We start from the raw sequence: 26,648 nt of genomic DNA, 5'->3' as shown, positions 1-26,648 counted from the left end.
TATCTAAAATTTACTATTTCCTTAAAGAAAACTCAATATCAGTACGCATCAATGTATATAAATTAAGTAAAAACGAGTAACACAGTAATCCTAACCCCAGAATCACTGCGTTACTTCGGATAAACTTAGAGGGGATTTATTAAAACTTTCGTGCGTTACTTTTCAAAAGCCTACGCCCTTCTTGCATGTTATTAGCTCTGTGATGTTCGCTACAATCATTTCCTCCCGGACCTTTTATAATATCCGTACAGTCCCATTTATTAGGTAACTCAACAAAAACTCCAAAATTTTCTCCAGCAACTTTCGTACCTCTATATAAATCTTCCAAATCGTATTCAATACCCTCGGCAAAAACTTGGGTTTGAAAATAAATAGGGTACCCCATTCGAGCATGAGGTAGTAACCATTTTTGATATATCTCTTTATCTACATTGTCAAATAGAGTATGTTGCCCAACAATTCCTTTTACTCCCAAAATATTCCTTGCAGAAGAAAAAAGCTGACTTGTTAAAGTTTCGTCAGTTGGACTATCATTTCCATCAGTTTTATAAGGATTCAAAGCTATAAGTGTTCTAGTTCTTTTCCAAGCTCTATCATGAATACGCATCATTTCTTCATAAGCAGAAATATCTTTATCAACTGTATACCCTCCACCATAAAGATTTTCTCTGTTGACCTCAGTAAATTCTGGTCTCCCTAACCGATTCCACATCACTTCTCCATGAAAAGTCATTAAAGCATTTGCCTGCACAGCTGCAACCATTGGATGATTATCATATCTTTCCGCCAATACCATCATTAAGCGCTCGTAATTCTGTAAAAAATTAGTATTCCAGAACTTTGGAAGCTTAAAATCATCTGTTTCTTTCTTATAATCCCATAAAACATACCCTACTTCTTCCTTTAACCATTCTGGGCTCCATACCCCACAATTCATTCTAATAATATATTGATAACTAGAATTGACTTCTTTTATATAGTCAAGAGCATTATCAATAATTGAAAAGTCATAATTCCCTTTTGTCGGTTCCAAATCTGACCAACGAATTTGATGAATTGAAATATCTAATTTTTCAACTGGAGTGTTATAAAATGTCTGTTTAGAGGTAACATATCCTCGAGTTGGACGGCTAACTCCTCTAAGAGCAATGCCAGCAGGCACGGGTTTTAATCCTGGAGAGCAAATTGTGCCACCTCCCAAATTCTCTTTGCTATAAAGTAAATTATTTATAGTATGTATAACTGTAATATTTTTGGATTCATTAAAAAATACCGTAACGACATTATGTGTGCCTCTCGAGTTTCCATGAGCATCCCAAATTCTAATTGAATTTTCAATTTTAGATTTCTGATTTCCATCAAGACTAAACCAAGTACCTTGCTTTTTCTTCAACTCACCATAATTTTTAATGGCATGGCAACTCTGATTTTCAACTCTAGCTGATTTCTGTTCTCTTATTTCTATCTGACTAATTTTAGTCATATAATTATCCGAACACGATAAAAATAGAAACGAAATAGCCAAAATAAGATTAGTAATTCTTTTCATAATTAAATTAAATTCTTATTTAAATATTATTTGATTTAATTAAGAGGATAGGGTATTTATTTCCCTCTTACTATTGAATTATTTTTGACTTAATAGTTTCAATTAAACAATTCACTCATATACTTTTAAAGACTTTATCATAGTGCTATTAAAATAGCGACTTGATTTTAGGAATTATGAATATCGCAGTTATTTAACCCGTAGTATTCGTTGTATTTAATATCCAGTAGGTAGCTTTATTTAAATAGAAATCTGGCATTTACTAATTCCATAAGAAATATAATATTCTTAGTAGAAATCCATTAATACTGTTTTTGTTATCAGGAAATTTACACTAAGTATTTAGTACCAAATAATTCCTCTCCTTACAAACCTCACCTTGTTTTATCAAATTATTTGTTACTTTCAATTAACTTAATTGCCTTGTCAGCAAAACGCCCTCCCATAACTACATAACCATTCGCCGACATATGAATATTGTCTTTAATTTCCTGCCCTTTTCTATTCCGTCCTGTGTTCAGATCATCTGTATTAACCCAATCAAATCGTGGATTAGACTCTGCCACTTTCATTTGAACTTCTCTAATCATTTTCCAATGAGTCCATTTCTTTTTCTTGAGACCAAAATCGCTTATTCTACCAATAACAAAATTGATATCTGCTCTATTTAAATCTTCACTTAACTGTTTATATAGACCTAAGAGGCTTTGTTCATAAACCTCTCCATTATTTTTTCTTGCATCTCTTTCTCCTTGCATCCAAACAAAAGTTACTGATGTTATTTTCTTTTTTTTATAGCCTTTTTAACACGTATCATTAAGGAGTCGTACAAGTACGGTTCCGCTTTTGGATCATTCCCTTTTGCAGGCTTCCAATCTTTATACCATCTCCTAATGGGTTGCCCTCCTTTAGCATATTTTACAGTTATTATATTTTTAGCACCAAACTTCTTTTTAATCTCAGGAATAAATGATTCCTTTGGCTTTAAAAGCTGCATATTTGATTGTCCCGAAAGAATAAATAGATGCTTCCCTTCTTTTTTTGAAGAAAAAAATGAAATAATAAGTACTAGTAAGAAACTAGAAATAATATAGATAGTTATCATTAATAAATATATTTATTTCCAATTTGAAGTGTAACAAAGCCCAACCTATATGTTTTAAGTGCCATAAACACTTATACAATATTAGGCAAGTTATACAACTGAAGTATTCTGATATGTAACAAGTTGTTCCTCTAATGTAACATCCTCTTATTTATTCAATAAAAATAATATAAACCAACAGCATCGCTATAGGATTCCGAGTATTAAATCCCTAACCAATTATTAAACTCAGCGGTTTTATTTTGACTCGTTTTCAAAACAATGTCAGAATTAACCACATTAATAGCGAGTATATTTTTATTATACCTACTTAATCTATCAATATAATCCTTATTTAAAATTTCACTTCTATTTATTTTGAAGAAAATGTTTGGATTTAGCATTTCTTCCACCTGTTTAAGTGAGGATTGAGAAAGTACATGTCGTTTATTTTTTTCATCGAATGCTAGCACAATACCGTGGTCTGCCTGGAAATAAACAATTTCTTCAATTCTTAAAAAATAGGTATACTGTGTCGTTTTAATTGCAATTTTATCTTGATAAGCTGTTTTTACTGTATTCGTTTTTTTATCAAAGTATTTTTCCAATTTTTCTAAAACACTCTTATCTTCCTCTTTTATCATAGCCTTTTTAAGGCGTACATATTTATCCACCGCTTTTTTAAAACGATCAAAAGGATATGGTTTTAATAAATATTCAATCCCACTAGTTTCAAAAGCATTCATCCAAAAATTATTATATGCGGTAATAAAAATAATCGGAATCTTTATTTCTAATCGCTTATATGCTTCAAAAACATTACCATCTCTTAGCTCTATATCTGAAAAAATGAGGTCTATTTCTTGAATTGACTCAAAACATTCGATGACCTCATCAACAGATTCAAATTCATTAACAATTTCTATTTTTTCACTATAATCATTAATGTATTTTCTCAACTTCCTTTTGGCAGGAAGCTCATCTTCCACTATGATGGTTTTAATCATTTTACAAACTTAACTTTGGTTAATTTATGTTGCTCCTTTTTTTTAAATAAGGAAGAAGAACTTCAAACTTTTTTTCTAAATTATTTATTTTGATCCCTTTTTTTCCGAGTAGTTTATATTGTTTTGACAAATTAACTAAAGCAATTTTATTCCCTATTATACTATTTTTATATGGTATTTTATTATTTACAACTTTAATTCCTTCTTCTTCTAACACTTCTATATAAACTGGGTTTTTAGAAGTCCCTTTATTATGAGTAATAGCATTTTCTATTAAAACTTGTAAGCAAAATGGAGGGACGAAACGTTCTTTCTCTAACAACTTTTTATCGATTGATAAAAAATAATATCCTTCATATTTTTCTTCCATTAATTTAAAATACCCTTCAGTGAACAGTAGTTCCTCCTCCAAAGTTACTAACTCTTTATCTGCACTATGCAAACTATATCTATACAATTCAGAAAAATGATTTAGAAAAACTGAAGCCCTTTCGGAGTCTTCCACAATTAACTGGTCTAAAATATTTAAATTATTAAATAAAAAATGAGGGTTTAACTGTGCTTTAAGTTGTGTGATTTCACTTTTAACTTTACCAATCTCATAATCAGACGCTTTTTTTTGATACTTAATACTTTCTTTATTGTACAAGTAAGCCAGTGAAAAACCTCCGAACATAATGAAATCAATTAGAGAACCTACTGTAAGATAAAACTCTCTAAATAATGTGGTATAATTTCTATGAAAGTTACCAAAAATCAAAGATACTATCAAAGAGAAAATGCTACTTATTACTAGGTACAAAAGTGCTCCAACGCTAAAAAACATTATATAATTTATCAATAAAGAATCTTTTGTCTTTATTCTTTTTTCGATTATTTTCTTGATAAAACGAGTAAACCAAAAAATAAAAACAGCTTTTATAAAAAACCAAAATGGAGCATCAGGAAAAAGTTTAAAATCCTCCCAAGATTCGGAATAACTTAATTCATTATTAATAATAATAATCCAGCTAAACAGAAAAAGGAATACTAAAAACGGAACGTTATCTTTAAAAAAATTGGGTTTGGTTTTCATATTCAAAAACAAATATATCGAATCCGCAATGAAATATAGTTTGAAATTCCATTGCGGATTGAGTAAGGCATAACCAGTTACTACTTTTAAGTTAGTTATTTTTTTGTGGCCAAGTATCAGTTACATTCCCTTTTTGATCATAAGCTTCAAGTTTTATTTTATTCTCGGCATCCACTATAAATTTAGCCCTTATATTTCCTTCTTGATCAAATAGAAATAATCCATTCTGTTTTCCAGATGTTTGTCCTATCATAACTCTAGGCACTCCCCCAATCATTCCTTTTTTTCTATACTCTTCGAACTTTTGTTGTTTTACTTTTTTATCTTTAATACTATTCAGTTCTTCCATAATTTTAGACGTTTCTCCCTGAGATTCATAATCTCCTCTTTCATTAAAAACAAGTCTTCCCGCTTTGTATCTTTTTCCTTTAAACTTTTCATCTGTAGTAATAAGTTGCATTACTTGATCTCCATCATACTGGTCAAACGTTAAAGACATTCCTGCACTATGCCCCTTTTCAGATTTCTTCCCATCGTAAATAAAACCACCACATTCTAAACCATCTTCGTTAAAGAAAAGCATTCCGGCTCTTTTCTTTCTTTTATGAAACTCTTTTCCGTTAATTTCATCACCTTCCGTTGGAAAATTAGCGGCATTAGTGATAAGCATTTTTACCGTACCATCATCCTCTATTACATTTATTCTTTTTACATCAATAGTATCAAATTTGGCATTGTCTTTATTTTTGAATGCTACGGTTGTTACCACACCTATCGCAACAGTAATACTCATTGCAAATGTTCTCAAAAATATAAGTTCTTTCTTCGTATTCATGTTTACTTCGTTTTCGTTAATAGTTCAAAAGTATTACCATACTAGAAAATTTAAAATTCGTTTTTGATGAACTAAGGAAAAACACCAACAAGCTCAGGAAATTTTCAAGTTTTAAACAATGTACCATTTACAAGGTGTTAAAAAAAACATAAAACGTTATGTAATAAAAAACCACCGATAGTTATCGGTGGTTTATAAAATTAAGAAGTTTTACTATTAATACAATCTACGAAGCGCTGTTTTGTCATTATTATTAAACTCTCCGTTTACTCCAGTATTAAAACAGGCTAGCATAATTGAAGTTGAATCATATCCAGTTGGAGTACCGTTAATATGGTTAGCTCCTATTCCTGCAGATCCTTCATTTGAATTTTGCCCACAACTTTGACGGCTAAACCAATCTGTGTGTCTAAATCCGATTGCATGACCAATTTCATGAGTAATTACATGTTCATTTACATTCGTAGAATATCCTCCTAAACCATAGATTTGAATCCACTTATAAGGACGTCCTCCACTAGGGAAACCAGCTTGACCTCCAGAACCACTATTATTAGGATTGTGATACACTACCATATCTTTAGATTGATAGTTTGTTCCAAAAGACAACGTAAATCTAATGGTTAACCCTAAATTGTTATAGTTGTTTACAGCCATTTGCAATCCGCTTCGCTCTTTGTTAGAAAGGCCAAATCCTCCACCACCAGTATAACCGATAATAGAAATGTTTCTACCTTGAGACACAAGATTGTTTGTAGAATACTGGCGTCCATTTTGAGATTCTGCTAACGTCAAAATTTCTTGCTCAGTCATTGCAATATCTTCCTCAACAAATAAACGTTCCTCAGACGTTCCGTCAGGAAAATAGAAAGTATCATAACGTAAATGATTTACATTAAGCTCTAGTTTTGCCGCGGCATCCACAACTCTCTGTGGTACAGCTTTTGACCAAGGATGTTCAACTGCCTGTTCAACAGTATTTGAATCATTAACTTGTTCGTTCTCACTAGAACATGAGGCAAGGAAAATCCCTGCCAATAAGCCCAAGGATAGGGCTAGTTTAGCTTTGCTCATAATATTAGCTTTAATTATTAGAATGGGTTTTAATTATGCCAAATCTACATAATTAAAAGCTAAAAATTGAATATATCACAAAAATTAAAGCAACAACAAACACAATTAAACAGAAAACACAAACACAAATGATAAATCAACATTTTGTTTAATTTTATTTAACATTTATAACAAAAAAACTACAATAATAAAATTAACCTAAAAAAAGAAACTAAAAACCAAAGAAAACAACAAAATTAAGAACACAAATTTAACTATACTCTTTATACGAATCTCTTATTTTTATTGAAGTTTTGCAATTTATTTTACTCTTTAATATAAATACCACCGATAAAATCGGTGGTATTTATTTAAATGCATAATACAACAATTATTTTCAATACATTGCTTGTAAAGCTGTAATATCATTGCTATTAAATTCTCCATTTACTCCCGAATGAAAACACGACAACATTATTGATGTAGCGTCATAACCTGTTGGAGTTCCATTAATATGATTTGCTCCTACTCCAGCATCTCCTTCATTAGTGTTCTGTCCACAACTTTCACGACTAAACCAATCAGTATGTCTAAATCCAACCGAATGTCCTATCTCATGAGTAATTACATGCTCAATTACATCCACATTATAACTCGATAACCCGTAGATTTGAACCCACTTATGTGGCAAACCATTGTTAGGAAATCCTGCACTCCCTCCCGATCCAAATTGAAATGGATTTCTATAAACTACCATATCTTTGTTTTGATAATTTGTACCAAACGTTAATGTAAAGCTTATCGATACTCCGCTTAAGCTATTATAATTGTTAACTGCCATACTTAAAGCATTGCGCTCTTTACTCGATAAACCATACAGAAAACCAGTATATCCAATTATACTTATGTTTCTACCTTGAGAAACCAAATTGTTTGTAGCGTATTGACGTCCATCGGTAAATTTGGCGAGAGCCAAAATTTCCTGCTCGGTCATAACAATATCTTCCTCTATAAATAGACGTTCTTCTGAGGTACCATCAGGAAAATAAAATGTATCATATCGCAAGTGATCTACATTAAGATCAAGTTTCGTAGCAGCTTCTATAACATTTTTTGGAACTGATTTAGACCAAGGAGTTTCTGCGGTCTGTTCAACTGAATTAGGTTCAGTAATTTGATCATTGTTTTCAGAACATGAGGTACAAAGCACCAGAGCTGATAGACCCCATAAAAGGGTCAGCATAACTTTCTTCATAATTATTAGTATTTGGGTTTTAGTTGTACAAATATAACTAAAAAATCATAAATCACTTTAAATCAGTATTTTACACAAAAACAACGAACTAATTCTTTATACTATTTTATGAACTAACCATGTCCTAATACTTTATGCGACATCTTAAAATACACCAAAATAAAAGACCGCCTTAAAACAATTAAGACGGTCTTCTATTTATTTTTAAATACTATTATATGATAGTACTTTGTCCCATATGAATATTTTGAAAATTCATATCACTATCTTCCTGATTGTTAATATAATCAGCTATAAAATCACCTACTTTACTCGTTGAGAATGGTTTTTCTGAGTTAATATCTTCAGTAGTTATTCCCAATTCCAAAGATTTTTGAACAGCCTTATCAATCGCTCCAGCTTCCTCATGCAATCCAAGATGTTCTAACAACATCGCTGCTGATAAAATAGAGGCTAATGGATTTGCAATATCTTTTCCTTTTGCTTGTGGAAAAGATCCATGAATTGGTTCGAACAACGCATTTTCCTTACCAACCGATGCAGAAGCTAATAAGCCTATTGAACCACCAATAACACTGGCCTCATCTGATATAATATCTCCGAATAAATTTTCCGTTAAAATTACATCGAATTGTTTAGGGTTTAATATTAGTTGCATTGCTGCATTATCAACAAATAAGTAATCTAATTTCACGTCCGGGTATTGACTTGCTAAAGCCGCTACCGTTTTTCTCCATAATCTTGATGTTTCTAATACATTTGCCTTATCAACTAACGTTAATTTCTTCAGTCTTGCTTGAGCTGATTGAAATGCCAAATGCGCAATTCTTTCAATTTCTTCTACAGAATAAGAACAACCATCAAACGCCACATTACCATCATCGCTTAATTCTTTAATTCCGAAATAAATTCCTCCTGTTAATTCTCTATAAATACTAATATCAGTTCCTTTAATACGATCTTCTTTTAAAGGCGAATTATGAATTAATGTATCATAGGCCTTTACAGGTCTTACATTACAAAACAACCCTAATTCTTTACGTAGTTTTAACAGACCTTGTTCTGGACGAACTTTGGCTGTTGGATCATTATCGTATTTTGGATCACCAATTGCTCCAAATAAAACAGCGTCTGTTTCTTTACATAGCTTTATAGTTTCATCTGGTAAAGGATTACCAGTTTGATCAATCGCACATGCTCCCATTAATGCTTCTTTAAACAAAAACGTGTGATCAAAAACGTCAGCAATAGCATTTAACGCCTTTTTCGCCTGTTCTGTCACTTCAGGGCCTATTCCATCTCCAGGGATTACCGTAATATTTACTTTCATTTATTTTTTTTTAGCAGGTGTATAATTAACTCGAAACAACTTCCTCCGAGCTTTTCTTTTCAAAAGCCTCTATAGCTTCCTTTTTACTTACAAGAAAATCAATATCATCATATCCATTTAGTAAACAAACTTTCTTATAAGCATCAATTTCGAACTTTGCTTTTCCTACTGGTGTTTTTAAAGTTTGCTCTTCTAAATCTACAATTATTCTTGTTGTTGGATCAATTGTAGTAATATCCATTAATTTTGCCAAAAACTCTTTCGATACCTGAACAGGTAAAATCCCATTATTTAAGGCATTCCCCTTAAAAATATCTGCAAAGAAACTACTTACTACCACTTTGAACCCATATCCGCTTAAGGCCCAAGCCGCGTGCTCTCTACTAGAACCACAGCCAAAATTATCTCCAGCAATTAAAATACTTCCTTTGTACATCGGATTATTTAATACGAAGTCTGTATTCAAATCTCCATCCTTATGATATCTCCAATCTCTAAAAACATTATCACCAAAACCTTTTTTGTCGGTAGCTTTTAAAAAACGAGCAGGAATAATTTGATCTGTATCAATATTTTCAATAGACAATGGAATTCCAGTGTCCACTAATTTAACAAACTTTTCCATCTAATTTAAATGTTTTGTAAAATTTACAATTTTTCCTTCTACGGCTGTCGCAGCTGCCATTAATGGACTTGCCAAAATTGTTCTTGCCCCTTGACCTTGACGACCTTCAAAATTTCTATTTGAAGTAGATACACAATATTCTCCTTCTGGAATTTTATCATCATTCATTGCCAAACATGCAGAGCAACCTGGTTGACGCAATTCGAACCCTGCTTCTTCGAAAATATCCTGAAGTCCTTCTTCTTTAATCTGTTTTGCAACCTGCTGAGAACCCGGAACCAACCAAGCATTAACATTGGAAGCTCGTTGTTTTCCTTTAATATAATCAGCAGCAACTCTAAAATCTTCAATTCTAGAATTCGTACAACTCCCTATAAACACATAATTTACAGGAGTATTAATCAAACTCTTACCTTTCTTGAAGTTCATATAATTCAATGCTTTTTCAAAGGAAGCATCATCTTCTTCAGGAATAGAATCTGAAATTTTCAGTCCCATCCCAGGATTTGTTCCGTAGGTAAGCATTGGCTCAATATCTTCAGCATTAAAAGAATACTCTTGATCAAAAGTAGCATCTTCATCTGTTTTAAGAGTTTTCCAATAGGCAACCTTTGCTTCAAACTCCTCACCTTTTGGTGCAAATTCTCTTCCTTTTACGTATTCGAATGTAGTTTCATCAGGAGCAATCATGCCTCCTCTTGCTCCCATCTCAATACTCATGTTACAAACTGTCATACGTCCTTCCATAGACATTTCTTCGAAAACATTTCCTGCATATTCACAAAAATATCCTGTTCCCGAATTTGTTCCTAACTGCGCGATAACGTATAAGATTACATCTTTAGGCAGTACACCTTTTTTTAACTTTCCGTTTACATTTACGCGTAAACTCTTAGGTTTTGGCATCAGCAAGCACTGACTTGCAAATACCTGAGCCACTTGACTCGTTCCGATTCCGAAAGCAATAGTTCCGAAAGCTCCATGAGTTGATGTATGACTGTCACCACAAACCATGGTCATTCCAGGCTGGGTTACCCCTAATTCAGGCGCCATTACATGGACAATACCATTGTATTTATGTCCAAGTCCGTATAGTGTAATATTGTTGTTTTCACAGTTTTTTGTTAACTGCTCTAATTGATTTCTCGAAAGTTCATCTTTCACGGGTAAATGTTGATCTACCGTTGGTGTATTGTGATCAGCAGTAGCAACAATTTTATCAGGACGAGCAATAGGAACACCTCTTTCTTTTAGCTCATTAAATGCCTGAGGACTTGTTACCTCGTGAATTAAATGCTTGTCAATATATAATATTTGGGGACCGTTTGGTATTGTTTCTACCACATGAGCATCCCATACTTTGTCAAATAATGTTTTTCCCATTAAGCCATTGCTATTTTTGAAATCTTATTTACTTGTTTCATGATACTATGAATATCTTCGTCAATTACTTCTTTCTGTTTGTCTGCAAAGTTTAAAAAAGTTTTGTAAGCAGTATCCAATTGTACCTTCGTTAATTCGTATCCAATTTTCTTAGCTCTGTAGGCTAAAGCCGCTCTTCCACTTCTTGCTGTTAAAACAATAGCACTTTCAGTAACACCTACATCAGCTGGATCAATTATCTCATACGTTTCACGGTTTTTAATCACTCCGTCTTGATGAATTCCAGAACTATGAGCAAAAGCATTGGCTCCTACTATAGCTTTATTAGGCTGAACAAACATTCCCATTTTTTCTCTAACCATTAAACTAGTATCGTATAACAACTTCGAGTTAATGTTGGTATCTAAATTCAAATTTGGATGCTGTCTTAAAATCATTACCACCTCTTCTAAAGCAGTATTTCCAGCACGTTCGCCAATTCCATTAATAGTACATTCTATTTGCCTCGCACCATTCACTACACCCGCAATAGAGTTTGCTGTTGCTAACCCTAAATCATTGTGGCAGTGGCATGAAATTGTTACATTATCAATACCTGCTACATGATCTTTTAAATACTTGATCTTAGCACCATATTCATCTGGCAAACAATAGCCTGTAGTATCTGGAATATTTAATACGGTAGCTCCTGACTTTATAACTTCCTCACATACTTTAGCCAAGAAAGCATTATCAGTTCTACCAGCATCTTCAGCAAAAAACTCAACATCATTCGTAAAATTACGCGCATAGGCCACTGCCTCTTTTGCTCGGTAAATTACTTCTTCTTTAGAGATATTAAATTTATGTTTAATATGAGACTCACTTGTCCCTATTCCTGTATGAATTCTTGGTTTCTTTGCTATCTTCAAAGCTTCTCCTGCAACTTCTATATCTTTCTTAACAGCTCTTGTTAAACCGCAAACAGTTGCATTTTTAACAATTTTTGCTATTTCATTTACAGATGTAAAGTCTCCTGGGCTAGATATTGGAAAACCAGCTTCAATCACATCAACTCCTAAATTGTCTAATCGCTCTGCAATGATCAACTTTTGTTGAGTATCTAACTTACACCCTGGCACTTGTTCTCCATCTCTAAGTGTGGTATCAAAAATTTGGACTTTATCACTTGACATATTCTAAAACTTTTGTCTGATTATAAAATCAAATGTATATCTTGGATTTTCTAAACAACACCTTTTAAGAAAGGTATTTACGAAACTTAATCAACAAAAAACAACCACAAAAAACTGATTAACAATTAGTTATGAAGAAAACAATTACATCAATCAACCAACAAACTGATTCACTATTTATTTTAATTAAATCATTATCAAAGTCGGAAAAAAGACAATTTAATCTTTATATCGGTAGACTTGGTGGAAATGTTGATGCTAAATTTTTTGCTTTATTCAAATTATTAGAAAAACAAAAGGTTTATAATGAAAAAGCCATCATTAAAAGTGGGATTGTAAGTAAACAACAGCTTTCAAACTTAAAAGCCCATTTATACAAGCAAATATTAACAAGTTTACGACTAAATCCTGTTCACAAAAACATTAGAATACAAATTAGAGAACAATTAGATTTTGCTACAGTTTTGTACTTAAAAGGTCTTTACAAACAAAGTCTTAAATTACTTGATAAAGCAAAAAATATGGCTTTAGATAGTGAAGAAAAGAATATGGCCTATGAAATCGTTGAGTTTGAAAAATTAATTGAAAGCCAGTACATAACAAGAAGTATTAACACAAGAGCTGATGAACTTACAGTTCAAGCCAAAGGTTTGAGTCAGCAAAATGTAATAACGAGTAAACTCTCTAACCTGTCCCTTCAATTATATGGAATATTATTAAAGACTGGCTACGTTAGAAATGATGAAGAACTTCAAAAAGTAAATGATTATTTCGATGCACGTTTACCAAAATATGATTTTAAACAATTAGGCTTCAGAGAAAAACTTTGGCTGTATAAAGCCAATTTATGGCATAGTTTTTTGACGCAAGATTTTTTACAAAGTTATAAATATGCCAACAAATGGATTAACTTATTTAAAGAAGACACCAAAAATATAAGTCTACACCCTGTGTTTTATTTAAAGGGAATCAATTACCTGCTTGAAAGTTTGTTTTTTATTAACCATCACTCTAAGTTCAAGCAAGAATTTGCGCTTTTCGAAGAAGGAATTGAAAACAACATAATCCCAAAGAATAGCAATACTGAAATTTTAATGTTTCAATATTATTATGCGAATAAACTTCACCTTCATTTTTTGCAAGGAAGTTTTAATGAAGGAGAATACTTGGTTGATATTATCAATCAAAAAATAGAAGAGTATCAAACACTTTTGGACAATCATCATATTGTTGTGCTTTATTACAAAATAGCTTGTTTATACTTTGGAATGGGAAATAACTCTCAGTGTATCTTTTATTTAGGTAAAATTATTAACTCAAAAAATTTGCATGTTGCTGAGGATTTACAATGTTTTGCTAGGGTTCTAAATCTTATTGCCCATTATGAATCAGGTTTAGACTACCATTTAGAAGTACAATTTAAAGACACCTATCGTTTTCTATTAAAAATGGAAAACCTTCAAGAGGTACAAAAAGAATTTATATCGTCTATAAAAGCTTTAGGAGATGTGTATCCGCATCAGATAAAAAACGAATTCAAAAAAATATATGATCGTTTAAAGGTTTTTGAAAACCATCCTTACGAAAAACGAGCTTTCCTTTATTTAGACATACTCTCTTGGCTGGAAAGTAAAATAGCTAATAAAACGGTTTCGCAAATAATTCAAGAAAAATTCAAAAAATCTACTAAATAATTAAAAAAGCCTTTATATCTTTGACACCATGATAACCAAAGAAAGACATATTTTAGATATCTCAAACACTTCGACAGGAGTGTCTTTTGTTGGCACAATTATCATTACTACTGGTATTACCCTTTAGGGGGTTTCGTTCATACATATAATTCTTACTATTTATTTTTTCAAAAGATTTGAAAAAAGATAAATAATCGCAAATATTCTTTAATCAATTATTTTTTATAACCTTTTAAAATGAAAGTTTTAAAATTCGGAGGCTCATCAGTAGCAAATAGTCAAAACATAAGTAAAGTAGTTCAAATAGTTAGCAATACGGCATCAACCACAAAGGTTGCTGTAGTAGTATCTGCATTTGGCAAAACCACGAACAAGCTTATTGCTTCGGCAAATTATGCTGCAGAAAATCAATCTAATTATTTAGATCTTTTTCATGAAGTAAAAGATCATCATTTTCAAGTAATCAACGACTTGATAAAGAGCAATCAAAAGGAAACCGTTGAAGCTAGAATTGAAAATCTATTTAACGAGCTAAAAACCTTGTTAGAAGGGTGTTTTCTATTGAAAGAAATTACCCCTAAAACAATGGCAACTATTAGTGGTTTTGGTGAGTTACTTTCGTCGTACATTATTTCTGAGATTGCCAAACAAAATATGAACACTACTTATAAAGACAGTAGGGAAATTATTATAGCTTCGAATGTATTTGATAAAGCACAAGTTAACTTTAAAGTAACCAATAAAAACTGCCAAGACTTTTTTGATCAAAATAATCATGAAGTTACTTTGTTACCTGGTTTTATAGCTAAAACTGAAAATGGTTTTTCAACCACTTTAGGTAGAGGTGGTTCGGATTATACAGCGGCAATATACGCCGCAGCATTAAATGCTGAAGAGCTTCAAATTTGGACAGATGTTAGTGGAATGTTTACAGCAAATCCGAGTGTTGTAAAACAAGCTTCGGCGATACCGCAAATTTCGTATCAAGAAGCCATGGAATTATCTCACTTTGGCGCCAAGGTTATTTATCCTCCAACGATTCAACCTGTACTAGAAAAAGGAATACCCATAGTGATTAAAAACACTTTTGATCCTGAAAATGTTGGTACCCTAATAACAAAGGAATCTGGTAATTCAAAACCTGTAAAAGGTATTACTCACATAGAAAATATAACACTACTTACCCTTGAAGGCAGTGGCATGGTTGGTGTTTCGGGCACTTCTAAAAGACTTTTTGAAACATTGTCTAATCAAGGTGTTAACATAGTTTTAATTACCCAAGCTTCATCTGAACATTCTATTTGCGTTGGTATTTACGACGAGGATGCTGAAAAAGCTACTACCGCTGTAAATAAAGTTTTCGAAATTGAAATTGAACGACGTAAAATAAATCCTGTAACCATTGAGCAAGGTCTTGCTATTATTGCCTTAGTAGGAGACAACATGAAAAATCATCAAGGATTAAGCGGGCAAATGTTTAGTGCACTCGGCAAAAATAATGTAAATATTAGAGCCATTGCTCAGGGAGCTTCGCAAAAAAACATTTCTGCAGTTATCGATAGTAATGATGCAAAAAAAGCGTTAAATACTCTTCATGAACAATTCTTTGAAGAAAAGATAAAACAGCTCAACTTGTTTGTTACTGGGGCTGGTAATGTAGGAGAACGATTTTTAGCTCAAATACATCAACAAAACCAGTACTTGAGAGAGCAATTGAAAATGAATATTCGAGTAGTAGGACTTTCCAATTCAAGAAAAATGGTATTTGACACCAATGGTTTAGATTTAAACAATTGGAAAGACCTTTTGGATAATGGAGAACAAGCTTCGATAAACGGATTTTTTGAACGTAGTAAAACTCTCAACTTAAGAAACTCTGTATTTGTAGACAATACGGCAAATGAAGCCGTTTCCAAAATCTACGAAAATTATTTACGTAACAATATAGCTGTTGTTACCTGTAACAAAATAGCTTGTGCTTCGAACCTGGAGAATTATAAAAACTTAAAGAGAGTTTCAAGAAAATACAATGCACCTTTCTTATTCGAAACGAATGTAGGTGCTGGATTACCAGTTATTGATACATTGAAAAACTTAGTTGCTTCAGGAGATAGAGTTATTAAAATACAGGCTGTATTATCAGGAAGTTTGAATTTTGTTTTTAATAACTTCAACACCTCTTCAAGCTTTCATGATGTTGTAAAGGAAGCTCAGAAGCAAGGATATACTGAACCTGACCCTACCATTGATTTAAGTGGTATTGATGTAGCCAGAAAAATTTTAATTTTAGCACGTGAGAGTGGACATGAATTAGAATTATCAGATATAGAAAACGTTTCTTTCTTACCAAAAGAATCTCTAGAAACAAGTAATAATGACGATTTTTACAAAAGCTTGACAAAAAACGAAGCTCATTTTCAAGAGTTATTCGAAAAAGCTTCCAAAGAAAATAGTCGTTTAAAGTATGTTGCTGAATTCTCAGAGGGAAAAGCTAAAGTAGGATTACAACATATTCCTTCCGATCACCCATTTTACAATTTAGAAGGTAGCGACAATATCGTTCTTTTTTACACGGACAGATACCCTGTGCAACCTTTACAAATTAAAGGAGCTGGAGCTGGAGCGGATGTAACTGCTTCAGGAATTTTCGCAGACGTGATCAGAACAACTATTAATTAAGAAACTTGAAGGAAATGAATTTTATTAAAATATTTGCTCCAGCTACCGTTGCCAATGTTTCTTGTGGATTTGACTCTATGGGGTTTGCTGTAGAAAACGTTGGCGATGAAATGACCTTTACAAAAACAACAGCGAAAGGGGTTAAAATTACTGAAATCACAGGCGCAAATGGACTCACTTTAGATCCAACCCAAAACGCCGCTGGTGTTGTGGCGCTTGCTATGCTGGAAAAACATCCTGTTGATTTTGGTATTGAAATGACCATGCACAAAGGATTTTCTCCGGGAAGTGGTTTAGGAAGCAGTGCCGCTAGTGCTGGTGGAGCTGCATATGGTGTAAATCAATTACTAGGAACTCCGTTTTCGAATTTAGAATTAACCCAATTTGCCATGTTAGGTGAAGAAGCTGCTTGCGGAACTCCTATTGCAGATAATGTAGCATCAGCTGTTTTTGGTGGATTTGTACTCATTAGAAGTTATGAGCCTTTAGATATTGTTAAACTTCCTGTACCTGATGAGTTACGTTTAGTAGCAATTCATCCGCAAATTGAAGTAAAAACTAAAGACGCTAGAGAAGTTTTACCTTCTCAAGTATCTTTAGAAAGTGCAGTTACACAATGGGCGAATGTCGGAGGCCTTGTTAGCGGATTACATTCAAATGACTATCAACTTATCAGTAATTCTCTTACTGATGTAATTGTTGAACCAGCCAGAAAACATTTAATTCCTCATTTCGATCTTGTAAAATCAGAAGCTATTAAAGCGGGTGCTTTAGGCGCTGGAATTTCTGGATCGGGGCCTACTATTTTTGCTATTTGTCAAGGAGATGAAATTGCAAAAAAAGTACATCGAGCTATCAAAAATGCCTACTCGAACAAAAACATTGATTTTAATGTTTTTACCTCAAAAATAAATACTGAAGGAGTTAAGACTATTACATCAAAATAGAATAACTTTATCACATAAACAACACGAAATGAACTATTATAGTTTACATAAAAAATCGCCCAACGTTAGCTTTAGAGAAGCAGCAGTTAACGGATTGGCTCCAGATAGAGGATTATATTTTCCAGAAACTATAACTCCTTTATCAAAAGAATTTATTGAGAATTTAGATTCATACTCTAACGAAGAAATTGCCTATGAAGCAATCAAACAATTTGTAGGTTCAGAAATTCCAGAGGAAACTTTAAAGGAAATAATTAAAGACACCTTGTCTTTTGATTTCCCTGTAGTTCCTGTTGATGATAAAACCGCTACATTAGAATTGTTTCATGGGCCAACAATGGCTTTTAAAGATGTTGGTGCTCGTTTTATGGCACGTTGCTTAGGGTACTTTAACAGAAATAACGACAATAAAGTTACCGTATTGGTAGCTACTTCGGGTGATACTGGTGGTGCCGTTGCTCATGGTTTTTTAGGCGTAAAAGGTGTTGAAGTAGTTATTTTATACCCTAGCGGAAAAGTTAGTGATATCCAAGAAAAACAATTAACTACTCTTGGTCAAAACATTACCTCTCTTGAAGTAGACGGTGTGTTTGACGATTGTCAAGAAATGGTTAAAACGGCTTTTTTAGACAAAGACATTCAACGAATATTAACTTCAGCTAATTCTATTAATATTGCACGTTGGCTTCCTCAAATGTTCTATTTTTTCTTTGCATACAAGCAGGTTTACAAACAACATAAAGACGTTGTTTTTTCTGTACCAAGTGGAAACTTTGGAAATATTTGTGCTGGAATTATGGCTCAAAAACTAGGGCTTCCTATCAAACACTTTGTGGCATCTACGAATATAAATGATACAGTTCCTAATTATTTGGTAAAAGGTATTTACGACCCTAAACCTTCAAAAGCAACTATTTCAAACGCAATGGATGTAGGAAATCCAAGTAACTTTATTCGTATACAAGAGTTATTCGATAATGATATCGAAGCTTTAAAGAAAGCTTTTTCATCTTATTCATTCAACGATAATGAAACTCGCGAAGCTATGAAGGTAATTCATAAAAACAGCAAGTATGTTGCGGACCCGCATGGAGCTGTTGGTTATTTGGGAGCGAAAGCATATCAAAAAAAGGATTCTAATAGTTTATGTATTTTCTTAGAAACGGCACATCCCGTTAAATTTTTGGATGTAGTTGAAAGTACACTTTCAATAAACGTTGCTATTCCCGAACAAATTAAAGGGATTTTAGATAAACAAAAAGTAGCGACCCAAATTAGCTCTTATGATGAACTAAAGGAATTTCTTAATTCTGAAAAAGTTCCTGTATAAATTTTACTCTATTCACTAGTAAAACTATCAAATATAAATACTATACCCCCTGCTTTATGAAGTGGGGGTTTTTGGTTTTCTAATTCTTAAGACTAGCACAATTCCAATTATTTAAATTTAAATGGGCACTTTCAGAAAACAGTCTATTTTTTAAAATACATTGAAAATAGAGGATAAAATTATATAAATTCTATCCTCTATTTCTGTTTAAAAGAGGTTTTATTGATTGAATCTCCTAAAAACGTACCTACAAGACGTAGCTCTCCCATGAAAAAAATACTAAGATTTTATTTTAGGCTATTTGTTGGTCTGTTTGAGCTATTTTTCTTCGACCAATTTCTAATGCATTTCCTGTGTGTATACCAAAGAATATCCATAGAATTTCATTCTTTTTTGTTTTGGCTTTTATTTTCCGTAGGTGATAATGTTCTTTATCCTTACCAAAAGAGCCTTCTAATCTTGTTGCTCTTTCTTTAGCAATGATAGCCCTAAGTTGCTTTTTCTCTTTATGATTTTTAGGTTTTCTACCCTTGGGGATAAAGTCTGTCTGTATGGTTTTTGAGCTACTATATGTTCTGCTTTTATTGGTAGCATAAATTTTATCTCCACCGGCTACTTTTACCTTTTTTCGAGTTAACCCTTGCGCTTTTTGAACTGTTTGTATAAAACGGTTTCCTTCGTGAAACGCATTAAAATTAATATGTTCTATAAAGCTAATTCCATCAATTTGAACTTTGTTAACTTTTGCTCCAAACTCAACAGGCTTTACTTCTTTTCCGCGAACAATAGGACGGATATAATCCTTATGAATACTTACAATTCTATCTTTGATTTTTTCTCCTGTATCAAAATGATCTTTTTGTTGTTTGTAAATTCTTTGGATTGTGTCGATTCGCTTATAATACAAGGGCTTAAACTCGATATTGTAGGCCTTGGATAATTCCTTTTCAAAATCGATAAACTTACTTAATAGCTTCAGTAAAGCTCGGGTTAATGAAGTACGTTTAGACTTGGTTTTTCTTCGCATTTTACTAAATCCTTGGTAACGTTTTTTCCACTTGTTATATCTACTTCTGATCATCTTAGTTCCTAAGATGGAGCAAGTTTTACGTAATTGATTGTACAACCAGTGAACAGATTCCCAAAGTAATTTCTGGATGGTAGGATAACGAACTTCACTTTCGTAACAAGTAGCATCCATTACGATTTGGTCGGTACTATCAATATGATTTTTCCAAGAATTAAAAAGAACTTTTTCTACTAAATTAATATCTAGTTTCTCTGCTAATTCACAACGTATTTGACTTATTATTTTATAGTTTGTTAAACGTTCAAAACCTAATTCTATATCGCAGAAAAATTGATAGTCTAAATTTGAGTTGAGTTGTTCAATCATTTTCCTATCCGAACAATTGGCATAATGCTTTAAAAACATCAAGCCAAGTCTTCCTTTAGGGCTAAAAAGATAGTTACGCCCTTTTTTTTGTTCAGTAATATTTAAAGTAGTAACCAAGTCATCCCAATCAATAGCAGAATAGATTTTGCCCAAATCTCCCTCTAAAAAACGTGTGTAATGAGCATCATAATTCTCACTGAGGGGAAAAAATTGAAATGCGGTGTTGCATTTCAGAAATTCTTCGTATTTTCATAATTACACAAATGGAAACCCCGTTTTTTACCTTTTTTGGTGATTTTCGGGGTTTATTATGAATATAAGATACAACAAAACCCTCGTAAAAACAAGGGTTTAGCTATTTTATGACAGTGCCTAAATGTTAACTTTATAAGACAAGAAAAAAGCTATTGAAGATTTAAATACTATGGAAAATCATGTTATCACCTTATCGAAAAAGAAGCACAAGGAAACAGAAAGGATACTTATCAAATTTAAATACAGTACTAAAATAAAGGAAATTGTTAAACATGAATTAGGCGCCTTATGGAGTAACTCTTTAAAATGCTGGTATTTGATTTACACTAAAGAAAACCTTTCTAAAATACTTAACAAGTTTGAAGGAAATTACCCAATTATAAATAATATTAAAAGACGATTTTTCTCAACTACGGAAAGGGCTTTTTTAAATGGATATTACAAATATTTAAGAGGCAAGAGGTATAGCGACAGTACCGTTAACGTGTATACCATGTTTATTGCGGATCTTGTCTCCTATTACAAAAATAAAAATCCTAAAGATTATACACATAGAGACGTGGAATTATATATTGAAAATTCCTTTATCAAAAAAAATTACTCCATTAGCTCACAACGACAATTTATAAGTGCTGTAAAACAATTGATTCTTTACTATCCTCACTCAAAAATCAATACCCTTAAATTAACAAGACCAAAAGTTTCCAGAAAACTCCCATCAGTGTTATCACAAAATGAAATTCTAAACATTTTAGCTGTAACAAAAAACCTCAAACACAGAACAGCAATAGCTTTTTTATATTCTTGTGGTTTACGAATAAGTGAATTACTCTCTTTGAAATTAGAAAATATTAATATTGACAGGAAACAAGTTCATATCAAAATGAGCAAAGGAAGAAAGGACAGATACGTAGGCTTGGCAGATAGTATTATCCCTTTACTAAGAAACTATATTGTTACTTATTCCCCAGAGTTCTATTTTATCGAAGGAATTGCTGGTGAAAAGTATAGTGCCGATAGTATAAGAAAAGTTCTGAAAAGAAGTTCAAAATTAGCAGGCATTAAAAAAAATGTTACACCCCATACCCTCAGACATAGTTATGCCACACATATGCTAGAAAATGGTGTTGGCATACGTTATATTCAGACATTATTAGGGCATTCGAGACCCGAAACCACCATGATTTACACGCATGTAAAAAAAACGGATCTTTTATCTATTTCAAACCCTCTAGATCTCGCATTAAAGAAAAAACTAAATCCCAATAACAAGACCTAAAAGTTCCAGTTATCAGGTGAAATAAACTTGATAAAGATTATATTTGTCTGGATATAACCAGTTGTATTTAATATGCTCAGCCTTTTGGATACCGAATATTCATTTTGGGTTTGTTAAAATTTCTTTCTAAGGGCAATTTTTAAAATACTAAGGAAAGAGACTTTAATGAAGTTTCGTCTCAAACTGTACGATTGACATCGTTGAGAGTTTCACTATCAAAACGTTGGTAACGTAAAACAGTTTGACGAAGTTATCGGAAAAATTTGACAATGTCAAGTTTTTCCGATAACTTACTGTATTATAAATAATTGCTACAATATTAGTTAAATTTTAAGGGACCTTTTTTTATAACAGAACCTTATCAGTCAGTGGTTGATAAAGTTTATAATAAAAAAATAAAATGAAAATTGGAAAGGTTTTAAAGTAGCGACTGACAGACTACGTATTTTATAAATTGTATATTTACTATTGTATAAAATACTAAAAACAACACCCCATATACGCCATTAAAACGGCGCATATAGGATACGTTATACACAAGGCTAAAAAAAATCACGAAAACTAATGAACGACAGAATTATAAATTGGAATCTAGACCCAACAATTTATTGGATTTTTGACACTTTTCCTTTAAAATATTATGGTTTGTTTTTTGCAACTGGAATTTTTTTAGCGTATTACGTGGCTAAAAACATTTACATTAAAGAAAATATCCCAATTGAAAATTTAGAAAAATTATTTCTTTATGTTTTTGTTGGAATAGTTTTAGGAGCTAGATTAGGGCATTGTTTATTTTATGACCCATCATACTATTTTTCAAATCCACTTGAAATTTTTCTGCCAATTAAAAAAATTGGAGAATCTTACCAATTTATAGGATTTCAAGGATTAGCAAGTCACGGAGGAGGAATTGGAACTTTAATAGCAATTGGAATGTACTGTAAAAGGTACAAAAAGAACTACTTATGGATTTTGGATAAAATTGCAATTGTAACACCAATAGTAGCAGTTTTCATTAGACTTGGAAATTTTATGAACTCTGAAATTTATGGAAAACCAACAAATGGAAATTGGGGAGTAATTTTTCAAAGAGATGATTTAATACCGAGACATCCTACTCAACTATATGAAGCGTTTGCTTATCTTTTAACATTCGGAATTTTAATGTTTGTTTACAGAAAAATGACTAATAACAAATCTAAAGGACTAATTTTTGGTTTACTTTTAGTATTTGTATTTTCTGCAAGATTTATCATTGAATTTTTTAAGGAAAATCAAGTTGATTTCGAAAGTGAGATGGTAATCAACATGGGGCAAATTTTGAGTATACCTTTCGTTATTGTTGGGCTGATTTTAATATTAATGAAAAAACGCTCAGTGTATAACACAGTATAAAATTAATTGCTAATTTCCGATTATTTTAGAAAGAATTCGCTGAAACCAAAAAATATTAACTTTGACTTAAATTTGGTGAAAAAACAGCAACTAATCTTATACAAATACGTTGTATTTAATATGCTCAGCCTTTTGGATACCAAATATTCATTTTGGGTTTGTTAAAATTTCTTTGGAAGTTTCGTCTCAAACTGTACGATTGACATCGTTGAGAGTTTCACTATCAGAACGTTGGTAACGTAAAACAGTTTGACTAAGTTATCGGAAAAATTTGACATTGTCAAGTTTTACTCAAGATAACCACCTATATTTTAAACAATTGAACTAATATTGATTAAGTTTTAAGGAACCTTTTTTTATAACAGAACCTTATCAGTCAGTGGTTGATAAAGTTTATAATAAAAAAATAAAATGAAAATTGGAGAGATTTTAAAGTAGCGACTGACAGACTACGTATTTTATAAATTGTACATTTACTATTATATAAAAAACTAAAAACAACACCCCATATACGCCATTAAAACGGCGCATATAGGAAAAGTTATAAGCCATAAAAGAAAACAAATTAAAAACAATTATAAATTTAAATTATTATGAAAAAAACAATTAAAATTGCTGTCATTGCTATGATGGGATTGAGTTTGAAAGTTAAGGCACAAAATACTCTCCCAAATGATGGAAATGTTGGTATTGGAACATTAACACCAATTGATAAGCTCCAAATTCAGGAAGGTAATTTACGTATCTATGGTTTAAATACCTCTAGATATTTAAGATTTACAGAAAGTAGATTACAAGGTGCATTTATAAATTATGATGGCTCGAAAAATGTATTAAATATTGGAGTTAATAACGTGAGTAGTAATGATGCTAGCAATGATAACAATTCAATAAGTATTTCTAGAGGAACAGGTAATGTAGGAATCGGAACTACAGGACCAATTGATAAGCTCCAAATTCAAGAAGGTAATTTGCGTATCTATGGTCTTAATACCTCTAGATATTTAAGATTTACAGAAAGTAGATTACAAGGTGCATTTATAAATTATGATGGCTCGAAAAATGTATTGAATATTGGAGTTAATAACGTAAGTAGTAATGATGTTAGCAATGATAATAATTCAATAAGTATTTCTAGAGGAACAGGGAATGTGGGAATAAAAACAAATGACACAAAAGGTTTTGAGCTAGGAGTAAATGGAAAAATAGCAGCAAACGAAGTAAAGGTTGCAATTTACCCTAATTGGCCGGATTTTGTCTTTTATGATAATTATAATTTACCGACTTTAAAAGAGGTAGAAAGCCATATCAAAGAAAAAGGACACTTGAAAGACATTCCAAGTGCTGAGGAAATAGAAAAGAATGGTTTCTTTTTAGGTGAAATGAACTCTAAACTGTTACAAAAAATAGAGGAGTTAACTTTGTATACGATTGTACAAGAGAAAAAATTGAAAACTCAAGAAAAGAAGTTTGATGAACAGAATTATAAAATAGAGAATCAACAAAAGGAGATTGATGAATTAAAGTCTTTAGTTCAAAAATTAATAAAAGATAAGAACTAAGCGTAACGGCTTATAACAGCGTATATAAAAAATAGCAGTTTAGAGCTAAAATTAAAGTTCGTTCTTTTCTGTTATTTTTGTATTTAAATTGAAAAGTACAACATTTTATTCTACTACTTTTCATATACAAATACGTTTTATATAGCATTACCCAAAAATGAATTACAAATACAAAATAGTTGATTTAGATGCTCCAGGGACAGCTTGGTTATACTTTGAAATTGATGTTTTTTCACATGACAATAAAGAAAAAGGACTCAATTATATACTTGAAGTTTTGACTGATATTTCAAATAAAAATGAACTAATAAAAAATAAAGAAAATTGGGGAGCGATTTCTTATAAAAAAGCGGAATTCCTTCTTGAGAATGGGTTTAGATATGATTTAGCTTATACTTCATGTGAAAATGACACTAAAGAAAACGCTAGGAGATATACTTCAAGAATTTTAGATATGTTCTCTGCACTTGACACTGTTTGTTTATCAAACACATCTTCAGATCTTTGGAAAGGATCAGCTGGATGGAATTCTATTACAAATCATACTTTTGATTTAGGGGTATTAATAACAGATTTCAAAAAAATAATTGTAACAGTTTTCGTTGGAGAAGATTAAACGCTATATAACACGGTATATAAAAAATAGCGGTTTAATCGCTTAATTTAAATAATATGAATAAATTAAAGGTCTGTTAGAATCCGAAAAAGTTAGTGATTAAAATCCGCTACTTTTCATATACAAAACCGTTATAACACATTTTGACCAAATCAAGAAACATTGAATAAATTAAGAGAATTAATAGACAAAATCACGGAATTTGGAATCAATCCAAAAGTGGAACTGAATGACAAAATTGATGTTCTAAAAAAAACTGTTAGTCGAAATCTACTCTGAATTTCTAAATGTGGAATTTGAATTTGACGAAAAAGATTATGATGAAGAATCAGATTTAGATTACAATAAAATAAAGGAAAATGTTAAATCTAATTTCCCTGACTTCGATTGGTATAGTATGGTTTTGGATTCAAACAAAATGGAACCGAATATTGAAACTGGTTGTGGAGACGAATTAGATGATTTAAGTGATATAATAAAGGATTTGTTGACTGTGAAGTGGAGAATGGAAAATACAAGCAAAAATGATGCTCTTTGGCATTTTGAACTTTTAATGAGAACTCATTCTGAACAACATTTGGTAGATTTATTAAAGCGACTGAAAGAACGGGATGAATAAATTACTTAACAGCACATCTATAAACGGAATAATTCAAGTAATAGTCTCTTTATTTTGGGTATTGCATTTTGGGGAATTATTATATCAATATCATTACACAGATATTCTATTTTACTTTATGTATCCGAATTGGACACTCGTTCTTTTTATTTTAATGGGTTTAATAGGAGCTTTAATTGGCTTGTCAGTATTTTTAAAGAAAAGGAAAATCAAAAATGGATATTTTCTATTAATTGGATTATTTGTTTTTGGACTTATAATTGACTTAATTGTAGTATCATAAAAGAATAAAAAACGTGTTACAATAACTAAGCATATGGCGTGCCGATAGGCTAACGCTATATGCCCTGTTGACTGATCCGTATTCCATAAGGGGGAAAACGATCAATTCAGTTTAATTTTAGTAATTTGTTTAGTGGTTTTTCAGCGATTATTCTCTTGGTTTTCGGATTTCATAGCCTTGATTTTTATTTTCAGCACTTATTATTCTTTTTGTAATCGCTTT

At 31.8% G+C, this 26,648-nt stretch carries 23 protein-coding genes; 10 read left to right on the top strand and 13 right to left on the bottom strand.

Annotated features, from left to right (window positions below; genetic code table 11):
- Positions 1-139 precede the first annotated feature (139 nt).
- From BLW23_RS17440 to BLW23_RS17385, 12 genes are all read right to left on the bottom strand, one after another.
- Positions 140-1,549 (bottom strand): beta-galactosidase, encoded by a 1,410-nt coding sequence (locus BLW23_RS17440; RefSeq protein ID WP_143032219.1) that lies wholly within the window; start codon positions 1,547-1,549, stop codon positions 140-142.
- Positions 1,550-1,941: 392 nt separating this feature from the next.
- Positions 1,942-2,307 (bottom strand): sialate O-acetylesterase, encoded by a 366-nt coding sequence (locus BLW23_RS17435; RefSeq protein ID WP_093672260.1) that lies wholly within the window; start codon positions 2,305-2,307, stop codon positions 1,942-1,944.
- 20 nt (positions 2,308-2,327) lie between these two features.
- On the bottom strand, positions 2,328-2,654 hold the full coding sequence (locus tag BLW23_RS17430) for a hypothetical protein (protein ID WP_093672257.1): 327 nt from the start codon (positions 2,652-2,654) through the stop codon (positions 2,328-2,330).
- 203 nt (positions 2,655-2,857) lie between these two features.
- Positions 2,858-3,622 (bottom strand): LytR/AlgR family response regulator transcription factor, encoded by a 765-nt coding sequence (locus BLW23_RS17425; RefSeq protein ID WP_176829867.1) that lies wholly within the window; start codon positions 3,620-3,622, stop codon positions 2,858-2,860.
- Positions 3,623-3,659: 37 nt separating this feature from the next.
- Positions 3,660-4,715: a sensor histidine kinase gene (locus tag BLW23_RS17420; protein WP_093672253.1), complete on the bottom strand. Its 1,056-nt coding sequence runs from the start codon at positions 4,713-4,715 to the stop codon at positions 3,660-3,662.
- A 91-nt stretch (positions 4,716-4,806) separates the two neighbouring features.
- Positions 4,807-5,550, bottom strand: coding sequence for a hypothetical protein (locus tag BLW23_RS17415; RefSeq protein WP_093672251.1), 744 nt, complete (start codon positions 5,548-5,550; stop codon positions 4,807-4,809).
- A gap of 216 nt (positions 5,551-5,766) precedes the next feature.
- Positions 5,767-6,624: a M57 family metalloprotease gene (locus BLW23_RS17410; protein ID WP_093672249.1), complete on the bottom strand. Its 858-nt coding sequence runs from the start codon at positions 6,622-6,624 to the stop codon at positions 5,767-5,769.
- Positions 6,625-7,000: 376 nt separating this feature from the next.
- Entirely contained in the window at positions 7,001-7,858 is an 858-nt protein-coding gene (locus BLW23_RS17405) for a M57 family metalloprotease (RefSeq protein WP_093672247.1), read from the bottom strand.
- 214 nt (positions 7,859-8,072) lie between these two features.
- Positions 8,073-9,188 (bottom strand): 3-isopropylmalate dehydrogenase, encoded by a 1,116-nt coding sequence (leuB, locus tag BLW23_RS17400; protein WP_093672245.1) that lies wholly within the window; start codon positions 9,186-9,188, stop codon positions 8,073-8,075.
- A gap of 25 nt (positions 9,189-9,213) precedes the next feature.
- Positions 9,214-9,813, bottom strand: a complete 600-nt coding sequence (gene leuD / locus BLW23_RS17395) for a 3-isopropylmalate dehydratase small subunit (protein ID WP_093672243.1) — start codon at positions 9,811-9,813, stop codon at positions 9,214-9,216.
- The gene (leuC, locus tag BLW23_RS17390) at positions 9,814-11,196 is read right to left on the bottom strand and encodes a 3-isopropylmalate dehydratase large subunit (protein ID WP_093672241.1); all 1,383 of its coding nucleotides are present in this window, start codon (positions 11,194-11,196) and stop codon (positions 9,814-9,816) included.
- On the bottom strand, positions 11,196-12,371 hold the full coding sequence (locus BLW23_RS17385; RefSeq protein WP_093672239.1) for a 2-isopropylmalate synthase: 1,176 nt from the start codon (positions 12,369-12,371) through the stop codon (positions 11,196-11,198). The genes leuC and BLW23_RS17385 overlap by 1 nt, the downstream gene beginning before the upstream one ends.
- 131 nt (positions 12,372-12,502) lie before the next feature.
- Here BLW23_RS17385 and BLW23_RS17380 point away from each other — a divergent pair, with 131 nt between their 5' ends.
- The 4 genes from BLW23_RS17380 (at position 12,503) to thrC (ending at position 19,021) form a co-directional block, all read left to right on the top strand.
- Positions 12,503-14,065 carry a hypothetical protein gene (locus BLW23_RS17380; RefSeq protein ID WP_093672237.1) on the top strand — a complete coding sequence of 521 codons (1,563 nt, stop codon included), beginning with the start codon at positions 12,503-12,505 and terminating at the stop codon, positions 14,063-14,065.
- Positions 14,066-14,302: 237 nt separating this feature from the next.
- On the top strand, positions 14,303-16,744 hold the full coding sequence (gene thrA / locus BLW23_RS17375; RefSeq protein ID WP_093672235.1) for a bifunctional aspartate kinase/homoserine dehydrogenase I: 2,442 nt from the start codon (positions 14,303-14,305) through the stop codon (positions 16,742-16,744).
- A gap of 14 nt (positions 16,745-16,758) precedes the next feature.
- A complete protein-coding gene (locus BLW23_RS17370; RefSeq protein ID WP_093672233.1) occupies positions 16,759-17,691 on the top strand; it encodes a homoserine kinase in 933 nt (310 codons plus the stop codon).
- Between the two features lie 28 nt (positions 17,692-17,719).
- On the top strand, positions 17,720-19,021 hold the full coding sequence (gene thrC, locus BLW23_RS17365; RefSeq protein WP_093672231.1) for a threonine synthase: 1,302 nt from the start codon (positions 17,720-17,722) through the stop codon (positions 19,019-19,021).
- A gap of 292 nt (positions 19,022-19,313) precedes the next feature.
- On the opposite strand, the gene BLW23_RS17360 is transcribed toward thrC, so the two are convergent.
- Positions 19,314-20,570: a transposase gene (locus BLW23_RS17360; protein WP_093667514.1), complete on the bottom strand. Its 1,257-nt coding sequence runs from the start codon at positions 20,568-20,570 to the stop codon at positions 19,314-19,316.
- A 271-nt stretch (positions 20,571-20,841) separates the two neighbouring features.
- On the opposite strand from BLW23_RS17360, the gene BLW23_RS17355 reads away from it, so the two are divergent.
- From BLW23_RS17355 to BLW23_RS17330, 6 genes are all read left to right on the top strand, one after another.
- The gene (locus tag BLW23_RS17355) at positions 20,842-21,951 is read left to right on the top strand and encodes a tyrosine-type recombinase/integrase (RefSeq protein WP_093672229.1); all 1,110 of its coding nucleotides are present in this window, start codon (positions 20,842-20,844) and stop codon (positions 21,949-21,951) included.
- Between the two features lie 564 nt (positions 21,952-22,515).
- The gene (gene lgt / locus BLW23_RS17350) at positions 22,516-23,346 is read left to right on the top strand and encodes a prolipoprotein diacylglyceryl transferase (RefSeq protein ID WP_093672227.1); all 831 of its coding nucleotides are present in this window, start codon (positions 22,516-22,518) and stop codon (positions 23,344-23,346) included.
- Positions 23,347-23,939: 593 nt separating this feature from the next.
- Complete coding sequence (locus BLW23_RS17345) at positions 23,940-24,908, top strand: hypothetical protein (protein ID WP_093672225.1); 969 nt, start codon at positions 23,940-23,942, stop codon at positions 24,906-24,908.
- Between the two features lie 157 nt (positions 24,909-25,065).
- Positions 25,066-25,524, top strand: coding sequence for a hypothetical protein (locus BLW23_RS17340; RefSeq protein ID WP_093672223.1), 459 nt, complete (start codon positions 25,066-25,068; stop codon positions 25,522-25,524).
- Between the two features lie 289 nt (positions 25,525-25,813).
- Positions 25,814-26,143 carry a DUF5063 domain-containing protein gene (locus BLW23_RS17335; RefSeq protein ID WP_255362825.1) on the top strand — a complete coding sequence of 110 codons (330 nt, stop codon included), beginning with the start codon at positions 25,814-25,816 and terminating at the stop codon, positions 26,141-26,143.
- Positions 26,136-26,426, top strand: coding sequence for a hypothetical protein (locus tag BLW23_RS17330; protein WP_093672221.1), 291 nt, complete (start codon positions 26,136-26,138; stop codon positions 26,424-26,426). Before BLW23_RS17335 ends, BLW23_RS17330 begins: the two co-directional genes overlap by 8 nt.
- Positions 26,427-26,648 lie beyond the last annotated feature (222 nt).

This window comes from Tenacibaculum sp. MAR_2009_124 (genome assembly GCF_900105455.1).
In the GTDB taxonomy this organism is placed as follows: Bacteria; Bacteroidota; Bacteroidia; order Flavobacteriales; family Flavobacteriaceae; genus Polaribacter.
The sequence above is the reverse complement of the archived record's forward strand: the minus strand, read 5'-3'. Positions and strand labels throughout refer to the sequence as shown.

Coding starts and splice junctions, on each gene's coding strand:
- BLW23_RS17440 (WP_143032219.1), bottom strand. CDS start 1,549: ATGAAAAGAATTACTAATCTTATTTTGGCTATTTCGTTTCTATTTTTA.
- BLW23_RS17435 (WP_093672260.1), bottom strand. CDS start 2,307: ATGCAAGGAGAAAGAGATGCAAGAAAAAATAATGGAGAGGTTTATGAA.
- BLW23_RS17430 (WP_093672257.1), bottom strand. CDS start 2,654: ATGATAACTATCTATATTATTTCTAGTTTCTTACTAGTACTTATTATT.
- BLW23_RS17420 (WP_093672253.1), bottom strand. CDS start 4,715: ATGAAAACCAAACCCAATTTTTTTAAAGATAACGTTCCGTTTTTAGTA.
- BLW23_RS17415 (WP_093672251.1), bottom strand. CDS start 5,550: ATGAATACGAAGAAAGAACTTATATTTTTGAGAACATTTGCAATGAGT.
- BLW23_RS17410 (WP_093672249.1), bottom strand. CDS start 6,624: ATGAGCAAAGCTAAACTAGCCCTATCCTTGGGCTTATTGGCAGGGATT.
- BLW23_RS17405 (WP_093672247.1), bottom strand. CDS start 7,858: ATGAAGAAAGTTATGCTGACCCTTTTATGGGGTCTATCAGCTCTGGTG.
- leuB (WP_093672245.1), bottom strand. CDS start 9,188: ATGAAAGTAAATATTACGGTAATCCCTGGAGATGGAATAGGCCCTGAA.
- leuD (WP_093672243.1), bottom strand. CDS start 9,813: ATGGAAAAGTTTGTTAAATTAGTGGACACTGGAATTCCATTGTCTATT.
- leuC (WP_093672241.1), bottom strand. CDS start 11,196: ATGGGAAAAACATTATTTGACAAAGTATGGGATGCTCATGTGGTAGAA.
- BLW23_RS17385 (WP_093672239.1), bottom strand. CDS start 12,371: ATGTCAAGTGATAAAGTCCAAATTTTTGATACCACACTTAGAGATGGA.
- BLW23_RS17380 (WP_093672237.1), top strand. CDS start 12,503: ATGAAGAAAACAATTACATCAATCAACCAACAAACTGATTCACTATTT.
- thrA (WP_093672235.1), top strand. CDS start 14,303: ATGAAAGTTTTAAAATTCGGAGGCTCATCAGTAGCAAATAGTCAAAAC.
- BLW23_RS17370 (WP_093672233.1), top strand. CDS start 16,759: ATGAATTTTATTAAAATATTTGCTCCAGCTACCGTTGCCAATGTTTCT.
- thrC (WP_093672231.1), top strand. CDS start 17,720: ATGAACTATTATAGTTTACATAAAAAATCGCCCAACGTTAGCTTTAGA.
- BLW23_RS17355 (WP_093672229.1), top strand. CDS start 20,842: ATGGAAAATCATGTTATCACCTTATCGAAAAAGAAGCACAAGGAAACA.
- lgt (WP_093672227.1), top strand. CDS start 22,516: ATGAACGACAGAATTATAAATTGGAATCTAGACCCAACAATTTATTGG.
- BLW23_RS17345 (WP_093672225.1), top strand. CDS start 23,940: ATGAAAAAAACAATTAAAATTGCTGTCATTGCTATGATGGGATTGAGT.
- BLW23_RS17340 (WP_093672223.1), top strand. CDS start 25,066: ATGAATTACAAATACAAAATAGTTGATTTAGATGCTCCAGGGACAGCT.
- BLW23_RS17330 (WP_093672221.1), top strand. CDS start 26,136: ATGAATAAATTACTTAACAGCACATCTATAAACGGAATAATTCAAGTA.